This window comes from Streptomyces sp. NBC_01460 (assembly GCF_036227405.1).
In the GTDB taxonomy this organism is placed as follows: domain Bacteria; phylum Actinomycetota; class Actinomycetes; order Streptomycetales; family Streptomycetaceae; genus Streptomyces.
Map to the genome: position 1 here is coordinate 7,837,661 of NZ_CP109473.1, position 12,335 is coordinate 7,849,995.

Below are 12,335 nucleotides of genomic sequence, written 5' to 3' on the forward strand. Positions count from 1 at the left end.
CATGTGTGGTATGGCGGAGAGAGTGATCGAACGGGCCTATGACGGTTGCGGACGCTGCTACATCGGCGTCCGTCGTCTCTCTCAGATGTCAGCTTCAACCTCCTCCCCGGAGCGTCAGCGCGAGGACGTGCTCGCCGCAGTCAAGGCTGTGGGCGGGCACGTCATCGCGTGGGCGGACGACTGGGAGGTGTCGGGCGCTACCGACCCTATGACGCGGCCGAGGCTGGGGCCGTGGCTGCGAGGGGAGCGCGGCCCGTACAACGGCATCGCCGGCTCCGCGGTGGACCGCTTGGGACGCAACCTTGTGGACTGCCTGAACACGGGCTACATGATGCGTGACTCAGGACTGGCACTTCTGACCTACGGGCATGACGGTCCGTGGAATCTCGACGACGCGAACGACGAGAACCGTTTCACCATGGAGGCCTGGGGCGCCCAGATGGAGTTGCGCGCCATTCAGCGTCGTAACCGCGATGCGACAGCGAAGGCCCGGGCGGCGGGACGCGTCAAGGCAAAGCCCTCGTACGGGTATCGCTTCGTGCGTCTGGTGCCGACCGGTGCAGTGGACCACGTTGCCTTGCACGAGCACGCGGCATCGGTGATCCGCAACGTAGCGCGACGTATCCTCGCCGACCCGCAGAAGATAACCCCATCCTCCGAGGCGGCGAGGCTGACCCGTGCAGGCGAACTGTCGCCCTCCGACCACCGTGCCGTGATGTACGGCCGACCTGTGGCCGGAGCACCGTGGAGGTCATCAGGACTTCGGGAGATCCTCATGTCCGAAGCGGCTCTCGGCTACCTGATACACAAGGGGCGTCCCGTGATTGGCGCGAACGGGCACCCCGTGCGTATCGCGGAGCCTCTCTGGGACCGGGCCACTCACGAAGCTCTGGTTCGGGTGATAAAGCAACGAGGGGCCAATCATCCGCGCGGGGAACGCATTCATAGCTACGGCCACCTACTGACGGGCCTGGCATTCTGCGGACAGTGCCATGGGCGACTCAAGGGTTCTTCCGCTCCGTCTCAGTCGGTGTCGACATACTATTGCAATGCCCGCATACTCGGACATCGCGGTTCTGAAACCTGCCGACCGTCCCCCTCTATTTCTCTCCGACGTCTCGATGCGCTCGTGGAGAGTTGGTTTCTGAGTGAGTACGGGCAAGGAATGATCATGGAAACGGTTTTTGATGCCGGTGACGGGTTCTCTGAACGCATCGTCGAAGTCGAGGCCGCTCGAAGCCGACTTCGTTCGGACCGGGAGGCTGGTCTCTTTGATGCCCCTGACGACGCGGACTGGTTCCGTAGTCGGTACGCAGAGATGGGTCGCGAACTGGCCAAGCTCCGCCTGGAGCCGGTACGGCCGGCAGGAATGGTCACCAGGCCGACCGGTGAGACGGTTGAGGATCGCTGGGTGAAGGCACCTGATGTCCAGGCAAAGAAGGAGATTCTCTGCGAGTTCGGAGTCCGCGTGACCATATGGCCGGCGAAATCGCCTGTGCGGTGGTACGTGGGCAGGATGCACGGACCAGTGCAGCAACGGGCTGTCTGAGCTATCCAGGCAGCTTCGCCCTGGGTGGAGTTGTATGCCCAGGGCGAGCAGTCGGCCCTGCTGTGCCGGATGACCTTCGAGGTGCTCTCCTACATCACATTTTCGGCTCCGCAAAGACGTGGTGTTCGTGGATGCTTCTGTCCGTCTACGTCGGAACGAGAGGAGAGATTTGATGGGTCTGATGGGTGAGACGCGTTACTCGGGTCAGATCAGGTTGGAGGGCATGGTTGGAGCCCGACCTTCCTGGTTGATTACCACTGTGAGCCACGGCGTTGCGCAGGGAGTTTCGCGAAATTTTGGTGGTCAGGTCGCCTCTGACCGGGCTGGGGCTTGGCATGTGCGGACCGAGTGCGACTCGGTGTCGGTAATTCTGGAGGAAGGGGACATTCGGAATCGCCTGGTACTAGGGTCGGTCGAGAGCCCAGTGCACATATGTGATGGCGAGAGGCTGCTTGCTCCCATGTCGAACGCAGGTGAGATGTGTGGGTGTTCGATGTTGCCGCATGCGCGCAGGGCCGCGGCAAGGCTTGGGGAGGGGCCCTCGCCGGACACGCATCTCGCGTTGCGATTGGAATGCGCGCCAGAACTGGGCAAATTCCTCTTTGCGTCAACATCATGGGAGTTTGCTGAGTCAGTGACTGAGATTTGCGCGCTGACCGAGTCGATGCTCGGCCCACTGCAGCTGGAGATGCGAATCGAGAATCATGGAGTTGTGACTAGCCTTGGTTCTGAGGTGCGCCTCCTCAAGCCGGTCCTCGGTTTTAAGAGCGAATCGCTGAGTGACTCCTTTGATTTCGGCCTGGCGTCATAGAGTCTCACCATCCAGTGGGCGCACGCATCAGAACTCGTAACACGATCTTGTTGAAACGGCCTGGTAGGCCGTGGCCGGTGTCCGTCGGCAGAATCGGGACGAGGGTGGGCTTCCGGCGGAGGGGCTCGTCTTTCTTCTCCTTCGGCTTCTTGTCGTCCGCCGCGATAGCGGCCGTCAGCTTCCCGACGAGCGCGTCATCGGAGTGCATGGAGACGTTCGAGGGCTGAGTCCAGTCCTGGTGCACTTCCTCGGGCGGCTGCAACAGCTCTTCTTCACGGTGTGCGAGGGCGGTTCGCCATCGGGTGGACCGTTCGGAAGGGAGGAGCGGCGCACGCAAGTGCGCAGGGGTGCGTGACCTTGGCTTCGGCCCCGGCGGGTCGGCGTCGACGCCTTTGCCCCTCCTCGCTCGCGAGTTCCGCGCTGCCGAGCGGCCTCGGGCGGGCGGTAACCAGCGAGCCGACTTCCGGAGCGGTCGAGCGTCGGCCGACTGATGGCCGAAGGGGCTGTGTTCCGTGAACCGGAGCGATGTCGGTGCTCGACAGGTCGATGATGCGTGGGCGCACGTCATCCGTGTGTGCAGAGGGACTTCCGTATGCCTGATGGCCCATCAAGTAAGTCAGTATCCGGTCAGCGTGAGTCCCCGCGCGTCCCGGGGTGATCGTCCCAACAGACGCTGGTGCGAGGGGAAGTCCAGGTAGATAGCGGCTCAGAAGTATCGTCCTCCCAAGGCTTCCCCGGTTAAAGTCATTGCTTCACCGAGGACCCGAGGCGCCGCTACACGGCTCCCGAAGAACTGTGCGCCTGGGACCAGTCGTCAAAGAAGTTCTCCAAGCTCCCCGAAGCCACCCGCGACGCCCTGCACAACCACGGGGCAGCCGAGCTGAGGATGACCAAGACCTTCAAGACGCTGGGGTCCCCATGATCGCGGGGACGGGCGCGTGCGGGGCTGCCGGGATCATTTCGGGGTTCGCCCTTCACGACGAGGTCGACTACCTGGCCGAGACGGGACTCGACCCGCTGACGACCCATCGGATGACGCCCATCGAGCCGGTCCGGTCCCTCGGTGAGGAAGGTGCTTTCGGCCGTGTCGCCCCGGAATGCCCGCCGACCTGTCGTCCTGGAAGAGGACCCACTGGAGAGCAACACTGCCCTCCGTGAGATCGCGAGATCGCGGGAGTGATGAGGGATGGTTCCTGGTGGTCCCGCACCGAACTCGACGCCGTCCTGGAGCGGTAGCCATCCAACCGGGCGCCCACTGATCGCTGAACCGTCATGACACCATCGCGGCGGCACTTCCCGAGACTGGCCATTGTTACGGAATGGTATTGCTCGGCGGAAAGGGGTGGCTGGCGCCCATCATGCTTGCTGAGCTGTGCCTAGGGCCGAGTTGACCGCCCCGGCCGCGAGGCAGGACACCTCGGACAGGGTGCGGCCGGGGCGGGGTGTGAGTGGCCTCATGGTCGAGGCGAACGGCGAACGGCGGAATGGTGCGGATCCGCCGGCCCGGTGGCTGTCCAGGGGCACCGGACCGGCGGAAGTTCTTGGCCCCCTGCCATTCCGTTTCGGTCGGGGCAAAGGTGACGGCCTTCCGAGGGACGTGACGGGACCGGCGACGAAAACGGCCCTGATCCGGTCGATCGGACGCGTGCTTGTCGGGATTTTGGCACCCCGAGGGCGGGGCGTTCCCTCGAACTCGTCCGCGCCATTGAGCACCATCATGGCGCTCTATGAGAAAACTGTCAACATTTACAGCTACGGAAAGAATGCATACGTGCCCCGGCGTAAGGGTGTACAGGCTGTCCTCCTGAGGAGCGAGTGGGCCGCTTGCCGTGAGTCGTAAGTAATTAGAGACTATATAGCGGCATTTGCGGCATGCCAGCCTGTGTGGAGGTGCGAGTCGATCGGTCGGTCCTCGTCTTTGTACTGCAGGCGGACTAAGTGTCCTCTGAGCAGTAAATGTCGACAGAATGAGGCCGTGCACGCCTCTTCTGACCGTGGCCCCAACCTGAATTCCCAGCTCGCGCCGCCTACTACGAGTTGCTGGTGCGGGCCGCGGCGCCGCAGCCGTTGTGTTCGGCGAAAGCGCTCAGGATGCGGTCGGCGGCCTGGGTGGGCGTCACCTCGCCGTTTCTAACTTGCTGTTCCAGCGCCGGTGCCAGTGAACGCACGGCTTGGCTGGTGTGCAGGTGACCGAGCAACTCTTCACGCACCATGGTCCACGTCCAGTCGATCTGTTGGGTGCGGCGCCGTTCCGTGAGTCGTTCGGTGGACTCCAGCAGTGTCCAGTGCTGTTCCAGCCGCTCCCAGACGGTTTCGAGACCGGTTGACTCCCGGGCACTGCATGTGAGCACCGGCGGGGTCCAGAAGGCGTCCTTGCCATGCAGCAACCGCAGGGCACCCGCCAACTCCCTTGCAGCGGCTCGGGCGTCGCGCTCATGAGGGCCGTCCGCCTTGTTGACGGCAATGATGTCGGCCAGCTCCAAGATGCCTTTCTTGATGCCTTGCAATTGGTCGCCGGTACGGGCCAGCGCAAGCAGCAGAAAGGAATCGACCATGTTCGCCACAGCCGTCTCGGACTGGCCGACGCCGACGGTCTCGACCAGGACGACGTCGTAGCCGGCGGCCTCCACCACGACGATCGACTCGCGGGTCGATCGGGCGACGCCGCCGAGAGTGCCGGCCGTGGGGGAGGGGCGGACGAAGGCCGCATCGTCGGCGGCCAAGCGCTCCATGCGGGTCTTGTCGCCAAGGATGGAGCCACCGGTTCGACTGGAGGAAGGGTCCACGGCCAGGACGGCGACCCGGTGCCCTTGTTCCGTCAGCATTGTGCCGAAGGCGTCGATGAATGTGGACTTGCCCGCGCCCGGTACCCCGCTGATCCCGATCCGTCGGGCCCTGCCGCTGTGCGGCAGCAGGTCCGTCAACAGTCGTTGCGCAAGGGCCCGGTGCCGGGGGTGGGTGGATTCGACGAGTGTGATGGCGCGGGCGATGACCGCCCGCTCGCCGTCGAGCACTCCCTTGACGTACGCGCCGAGGTCGATTGCCATGGTGGTGAGGCCTTCAGAGCTCGTGCCCGATGGCTGTGGCCAGCCGTCGGACCAGGTCGTGGGCCGCATCAGGGATTACCGTCCCGGGCGGGAAGACGGCCGCTGCACCCATCTCCATCAATTCGGAGACGTCCTGAGGCGGAATCACCCCGCCCACCACGATCATGATGTCCTCCCGGCCCTGGTCGGCGAGTTCCTCGCGCAGGGCGGGTACGAGGGTGAGGTGGCCGGCGGCGAGGGAGGAGACGCCGACGATGTGCACGTCGGCTTCGACGGCTTGGCGGGCGACTTCGGCGGGGGTCTGGAAGAGGGGGCCGACGTCGACGTCGAAGCCCAGGTCGGCGAAGGCGGTGGCGATGACCTTCTGGCCGCGGTCGTGTCCGTCCTGGCCCATCTTGGCGACGAGGATGCGCGGACGGCGTCCCTCGGCCTCCTCGAAGGCGTTGACGAGTGCGCGGGTGCGGTCCACGGACGGGGACTCTCCTGCCTCTTTGCGGTAGACGCCGGAGATCGTACGGATCTGGCCCGCGTGCCTGCCGTAGACCTTCTCCAGTGCGCCGGAGATCTCCCCGACGGTGGCCATCGCCCGGGCGGCGTTCACGGCAAGTTCCAGCAGGTTGCCTTCGCCGCCGGCTGCGCGGGTGAGTGCCGCCAGTGCGTCCTGGCAGGTGGTTTCGTCGCGTTCTGCGCGCAGGCGGCGCAGCTTTTCGATCTGCTGGGTGCGGACGGAGGAGTTGTCGACCTTGAGTACGTCGATCTTCTCGTCGGTCTCGACGCGGTATTTGTTGACGCCGATGACGGGCTGGCGGCCGGAGTCGATGCGGGCCTGGGTGCGGGCTGCTGCCTCTTCGATGCGGAGTTTGGGGATGCCGGCGTCGATGGCTTTGGACATGCCGCCGGCGGCCTCGACCTCCTGGATGTGCTGCCAGGCGCGGTGGGCGAGGTCGTGTGTCAGTTTCTCGACGTAGGCGCTGCCGCCCCAGGGGTCGATCACCCGGGTGGTGCCGGATTCCTGCTGGAGCAGGAGCTGGGTGTTGCGGGCGATGCGTGCGGAGAAGTCGGTGGGCAGGGCGAGGGCTTCGTCCAGGGCGTTGGTGTGCAGGGACTGGGTGTGGCCCTGGGTGGCGGCCATCGCCTCGACGCAGGTGCGGGTGACGTTGTTGAACACGTCCTGCGCGGTCAGTGACCAGCCGGAGGTCTGTGAATGGGTGCGCAGGGACAGCGACTTGGGGTTCTTGGGGTCGAACTGCTTGACGAGTTTCGCCCAGAGCAGGCGGGCCGCGCGGAGTTTGGCGATCTCCATGAAGAAGTTCATGCCGATCGCCCAGAAGAACGAGAGGCGGGGGGCGAACGCGTCGACGTCCAGGCCGGCTTCCTGTCCGGCCCGCAGGTATTCGACTCCGTCGGCCAGGGTGTAGGCGAGTTCCAGGTCGGCTGTCGCGCCGGCTTCCTGGATGTGGTAGCCGGAGATGGAGATCGAGTTGTAGCGGGGCATCTTCTGCGAGGTGAACGCGAAGATGTCGGAGATGATCCGCATCGAGGGGGCGGGCGGGTAGATGTAGGTGTTGCGGACCATGAACTCCTTGAGGATGTCGTTCTGGATGGTCCCGGCCAGCTTCTCGGGCGGCACGCCCTGTTCCTCGGCGGCCACGATGTAGAGGGCGAGGACCGGGAGGACCGCGCCGTTCATGGTCATGGACACCGACATCTTGTCCAGGGGGATGCCGTCGAAGAGCTGGCGCATGTCGTAGAGGGAGTCGATGGCGACGCCGGCCATGCCGACGTCGCCGGTGACGCGGGGGTGGTCGCTGTCGTAGCCGCGGTGGGTGGGCAGGTCGAACGCGACGGACAGGCCCTTCTGGCCGGCGGCGAGGTTGCGCCGGTAGAAGGCGTTGGACTCCTCCGCGGTGGAGAATCCGGCGTACTGACGGATCGTCCAGGGCTGGTTGACGTACATCGTCGGGTACGGACCGCGCAGATACGGGGCGATACCCGGGCGGGTGTCGAGGAAGTCGAGGCTCTCCAGATCCTGCCCGGTGTACAGCGGCTTGACGTCGATGCCCTCCGGAGTCTCCCAGAACAGGTCATCGCCGTCGGAGAGGCGCTCGATCGCCGTACGCCACTCGTCGACGGTGGCCTCGGCCTTCGGCGTTCCGAGCTTGATCCCGGAGAAATCAGGAATGGACATCAGGACACTCCCATGCGGTCGAGGGCGGCGGAGAGCACCGCGACGGCGTCGCATCCCCCGAAGACGTACGTATCGACACCGGCGTGGTGCCCCGGGCGGCTCGCGAGGAACACGTGCTCGGCGCCCGCGGTCCGCAGCTGCCCGGCGACGGACTCGGCCTGCTCCGCGTAGAGCGCGTCGCTGGGGCAGAGGCACGCCGCCCGGGCTCCGCTTTCCTCGAAGGTGCCGTCGACGACGGGTTCGATGCCGCCGGCCTGGAACAGGTTCGAGGCGAAGGCCAGTCGCGCGGTGAGCGCGGCTGCCGGGCCCAGCGCGGCCAGGAAGACGCGTGGCCGGGCACCGGTGGCGGCGAGGTAGGCGTCGGAGCGGGCGCGGAGCGCCTCGAACGCCTCGTCGCGACGCACCCGGGGAAGCCCTCCGGACGGTGGTTTCGGGAACGGCTGGCGTACGACCGGTTTCTCCGTCGGCAGCGGGAACTCACTGACACCCGTCACCGGTTCATGCCGTGTGGACAGTTTCGCGCTGCGTACGGACCAGGTCGCGGCGAGCGTCTTGCCGATCAGCCCGGAACGTAGGGCCGTCTCCTGGCCGCCTGCTCGCTCGATTTCCTGAAAGAACGCCCAGGCCGCCTGCGCGAGATCGTCGGTCAGCCGCTCCACGTACCACGAGCCGCCTGCGGGATCGATCACTCGGGACAGGTGGGACTCCTCGATGAGAATGGTGGAGGTGTTGCGGGCGATGCGGCGCGCGAACGCGTCCGGCATCCCGAGCGCACTGTCGAAGGGCATCACGGTGACGGAGTCGGCTCCACCCACCCCGGCCGCCAGTGTCGCGACGGTGGTGCGGAGCATGTTCACCCACGGGTCCCGGCGCGTCATCATCACCGGCGAGGTCACCGCGTGCTGGAGCTGTGCACCCGCCCGGGCCGCCCCGCAGGCCTCGGCAACCCGCGACCACAGCCGTCGCGCCGCTCGCAGTTTGGCCACGGTCAGGAACTGATCGGCCGTCGCCGCGTAGCGGAACTCCAACTGCCCGCAGGCTTCCTCGACATCAAGGCCCGCCGCCGTCAGCTCGCGCAGGTAGGCGACCCCCGTCGCCAGGGAGCAACCCAGCTCCTGCGCCGCGGACCCGCCTGCCTCGTGGTGGGGTAGCGCGTCGACGGTGAACGCCCGCAGCCCCGGGTACCGCGCGGCGCACTGCCGCGCGAGGCCGAGCAGTGGTGAGAAATCCAGCGCCTCGCCCGTACGCGCCTCGTGGCCCAGCGGATCGGCTCCCAGATTGCCACGCGCGACTGTCCCGGCGATGCCTCGCTCCTCGTACAGCCGCAGCAACTCCTCCGCGGCAGCCGGTACGTCGCGTCCGGCGTCGAGGACGAGCGGTGCCAGGTCGAGATGGACGCCCTTCAGTACCCCTTCGAGCGCGGGTACCGGGATGCCGGTGTCGCCCACGATCAGCCAGAGGGAGGTGACCCCGTTCTCCAGGTCGGTCAGGACCGAGTCGCTGTCGGCCACCGTGTGCTGTTGGCGCACGTCCCAGCCGCCGACCGTGTTCCCCTGCGCCCGCCCGCCGCGAACGAAGGGCGCACTGCCGGGAAGGCCCGGGTCGGGCGCGGCGTCGCTCTCGGTGTAGAGGGGCCGGGTGCGCAGCCCGTCCTCCAGCTCGGTGGACAGGACGTCCTCCGCTGAGGTCGCGGAGATACCTCCACCTGACTTGCGCAGGACATCTCGTACGAGGTTGCGCCACTGCTCATGTGAGGCGTCGGGGAACTCGGCGGCGAGCGGGAGCCCGTCGTCAGGCAGAACGGTCATGGAGGCCCTAACGAGGTCGTGGGACGAGGCGTGGGGGCGGACGGGCCTCGCAAGGTCGTTTCGCCGTGCCCGGCCGATGTGCGGTCGACTGCGGTCGACGGGAGCCGATGTGCCGAGCAAGGCGCTGTCGCGTCGGGGGTTCGCTCCGTGCGATGTCGGCCGTGGCCGGTTCCTTCCCTGCCTGTGTGCTGCCCCTGGGTGGGTGGCGAGCCCGCTCAGGAGGCGTCTGGCTTCGGGAGCCATACTAAAAGGCGCCCTAAAAATGTCAACAGTTTGCGGGGTGATCGCCTGAGAAGGGTCTCCTGTCACCCTGATCGGCGTCAGGTTGGCCGTACCAGGTAGATCAGGCAGCGCATGGATCCCTTCGAAAGCCGCCGCCACAGTTCCTGGGGGTGGCCTGTAGGGAGGGGATCGAAAAAATGTTGACAGATTTTCCTCGGCTCCCGCATGGTGCTCCTGACCGCAACGTTCCATCGCGTCACCCCGGCCAGTCGGCGGCCGCCCGGAGTAGCAGGCCCGTGAAGCCCTCTCCGTGTGCGCCGCACTGCCGCTGCGTACACGGCTGACTGTCGTCATCGTCTGCCATCGCAAGCACCTGGCCTGCACGCCCAGCCAGAATCGAGTGACCACCGTGCCGATAGACATCACCCATCTCGCTGAGGCCGCACGCTTCCAGCCCCCAGGCCACCACGGCGTCGGCCCCGTCCATCTCTTCGGGGGCGAGCAGTACGACGGCGCCGTGACGGCAGCCCTGTCGCACTACGTTCCCGGTGGGCGGGCGGACATGTCGCCCGTCGCGCTGGAGACGCTCTATATCGTGCTGACCGGCGCCCTGACCCTCGTCGAAGCCGACGGAACCACTCACGTCCTGCATGCTCTCGACGGGGCTCGTCTCACCAGCGGAACGCTCCGCGCCGTCGAGAACCATACGAATCTCGCCGCAAGCATGCTCGTGATCCGACCGAACCCGGCCAGCCCGTCGTTCAGCGCCCCGGAGGCCCGTTCATGACCGGATCACTTGCCGGACTGCTCGTCGTCGACCTGACCCGCGCGCTCGCCGGGCCCCAGGCGGCCATGATGCTCGGTGACCTCGGCGCCCGTGTGATCAAGGTTGAGAGTCCCGCGGGGGACGACACCCGTTCCTGGGGGCCGCCGTTCGTCCAGGCGGACGACGGCACCGAGGAGTCGACGTACTTTCTGTCGTGCAACAGGAACAAGGAATCGATCACGCTCAATCTGAAGCGGGACGAGGACGCACAGGTGCTCGCCCGGCTCATCGAGCAGGCAGACGTCCTGCTCGAGAACTACAAGCCGGGCGCGCTGCAGCGGCTCGGCTTCGGGACCGCGCGGCTGATGGAGCTCAATCCCCGTCTGGTGGTGCTGTCGATCAGCGGATTCGGCCACGACGGACCCGAAGCCGGCCGTGCCGGGTATGACCAGATCGCGCAGGGCGAGGGTGGTCTGATGTCCCTCACCGGACCGGATCCCGCTCACCCCCAGCGCGTCGGCGTACCGATCGCCGACCTGCTCGCTGGTATGAACGGCGCCTTCGGCGTGCTCGCCGCCCTGCGCGAACGCGACCGCACCGGCCGGGGACAGATCGTGCGCACGTCGCTGCTGGCCTCCGTCGTCGCTGCCCATGCCTTCCAGGGGACCCGCTGGACCGTGGCCGGCGAGGTCGGCCGGGCGCAGGGGAACCAGCACCCGACGATCGCTCCGTACGGACTGTTCCGCTGTGCTGGCGGAAGCGTGCAGATCGCCTGCGGGAACGACGCCATGTGGCGGCGCCTCTGCGTGGCCTTCGACCTTGCGGCGGACGACCCGCGCTACGTGAGGAACGCCGACCGCCTGGCGAACCGGGAGAGTCTCACCGCACTTCTCGAGAACGCGTTCGTGGAGCACGGGCCGGACGAACTCCTGGACCAGCTTGCCGACATCGACATTCCGGCCGGCCGGGTCCGCACCCTGGACGAGGTCTACGAGTGGGAACAGACCCGCTCCCAGGGACTTCTCGTCGACGTCGAGCACCAGAGTCTGGGGAAGATCTCGCTACCGGGATCAGCCCTGCGGACGTACACCGTTGAAGCCGATGGCGTCGAGACGGAGACGACCCGCGTCAGTCACCGTCCCCCACCCGTCCTCGACGCCGATGCCCAGGCCGTCCGGGATTGGCTGGACACCGCGGCAGGCGCTCCCTCGGCCTGAGAGCGGATCGTGGCGCGGGCCCGTCCGAGCAGAGCCCCGAAGCCCGAGCCGAGGTTCCGAAGCTCCCGAGCAGAGCTTCTGGCGACTTCACACAGCACCACCTTCCCATACGCCCACACCCATCACGTCTGCGCCGGCCGGGACGGCCCGCACGCAGACCGAGAAGGAGATCTCGGTGAGAGATATCGAGCCGGTGCAGGCCGCCCACCAGCTGCGGCAAGCCTTCGGATGTTTCCCCTCCGGAGTCACCGCCCTGTGCGCCTACCGCGACGGCGAGCCCGTGGGATTCGCCGCGAGCTCATTCACCTCCGTGTCGATGGACCCGCCGTTGGTGTCGGTGTGCATACAACACACCTCCACGACCTGGCCCAAGCTGCGGGAGCGTCCCAGGCTGGGGCTGAGCGTGCTGGCCGAGGGCCAGGACGAGATCTGCGCCCGGCTGGCGAGCAAGAGCGGCGACCGGTTCGCCGGCGTGGACTGGTTCGCCTCGGACGACGGCAGCGTTTTCCTGGAGGGCGCCACGCTGTGGCTGGACTGCACGATCCAGGAAGAGGTGCCGTGTGGGGACCACGACATCGTGCTGCTCGGCATCCAGGGTCTCAGCGCGGTCCTCGACACCTCCCCTCTTGTGTTCCACGGCAGCCGTTTCCGGCGTCTGGCCAGCATCTGACGAGGGAAGGCGTCGTCCTTCCCGGACGACCGATACGCACCGGCACCACGAAGCGTG

General features: G+C 66.7%; 8 protein-coding genes. 4 read left to right on the forward strand and 4 right to left on the reverse strand.

Features of this window, described 5'->3' with window-relative positions; all coding sequences use genetic code 11:
• Positions 1-10: 10 nt before the first annotated feature.
• The gene (locus tag OG488_RS35065) at positions 11-1,549 is read left to right on the forward strand and encodes a recombinase family protein (protein WP_329236636.1); all 1,539 of its coding nucleotides are present in this window, start codon (positions 11-13) and stop codon (positions 1,547-1,549) included.
• Positions 1,550-2,364: 815 nt separating this feature from the next.
• Here OG488_RS35065 and OG488_RS35070 read toward each other — a convergent pair.
• The 4 genes from OG488_RS35070 to OG488_RS35085 all read right to left on the reverse strand — a co-directional run bounded on the left by OG488_RS35070 (position 2,365) and on the right by OG488_RS35085 (position 9,403).
• Complete coding sequence (locus OG488_RS35070; RefSeq protein ID WP_329236638.1) at positions 2,365-2,622, reverse strand: hypothetical protein; 258 nt, start codon at positions 2,620-2,622, stop codon at positions 2,365-2,367.
• A 1,768-nt stretch (positions 2,623-4,390) separates the two neighbouring features.
• Positions 4,391-5,407, reverse strand: a complete 1,017-nt coding sequence (meaB, locus tag OG488_RS35075) for a methylmalonyl Co-A mutase-associated GTPase MeaB (RefSeq protein ID WP_329236641.1) — start codon at positions 5,405-5,407, stop codon at positions 4,391-4,393.
• Between the two features lie 13 nt (positions 5,408-5,420).
• The gene (scpA, locus tag OG488_RS35080; RefSeq protein ID WP_329236643.1) at positions 5,421-7,595 is read right to left on the reverse strand and encodes a methylmalonyl-CoA mutase; all 2,175 of its coding nucleotides are present in this window, start codon (positions 7,593-7,595) and stop codon (positions 5,421-5,423) included.
• Positions 7,595-9,403, reverse strand: coding sequence for a methylmalonyl-CoA mutase subunit beta (locus tag OG488_RS35085; RefSeq protein ID WP_329236644.1), 1,809 nt, complete (start codon positions 9,401-9,403; stop codon positions 7,595-7,597). The genes scpA and OG488_RS35085 overlap by 1 nt, the downstream gene beginning before the upstream one ends.
• Positions 9,404-9,935: 532 nt before the next feature.
• On the opposite strand from OG488_RS35085, the gene OG488_RS35090 reads away from it, so the two are divergent.
• The 3 genes from OG488_RS35090 to OG488_RS35100 all read left to right on the forward strand — a co-directional run bounded on the left by OG488_RS35090 (position 9,936) and on the right by OG488_RS35100 (position 12,278).
• Positions 9,936-10,412 carry a cupin domain-containing protein gene (locus tag OG488_RS35090; RefSeq protein ID WP_329236646.1) on the forward strand — a complete coding sequence of 159 codons (477 nt, stop codon included), beginning with the start codon at positions 9,936-9,938 and terminating at the stop codon, positions 10,410-10,412.
• A complete protein-coding gene (locus OG488_RS35095; RefSeq protein WP_329236648.1) occupies positions 10,409-11,608 on the forward strand; it encodes a CaiB/BaiF CoA transferase family protein in 1,200 nt (399 codons plus the stop codon). The genes OG488_RS35090 and OG488_RS35095 overlap by 4 nt, the downstream gene beginning before the upstream one ends.
• 175 nt (positions 11,609-11,783) lie before the next feature.
• The gene (locus OG488_RS35100; protein ID WP_329236651.1) at positions 11,784-12,278 is read left to right on the forward strand and encodes a flavin reductase family protein; all 495 of its coding nucleotides are present in this window, start codon (positions 11,784-11,786) and stop codon (positions 12,276-12,278) included.
• Positions 12,279-12,335 lie beyond the last annotated feature (57 nt).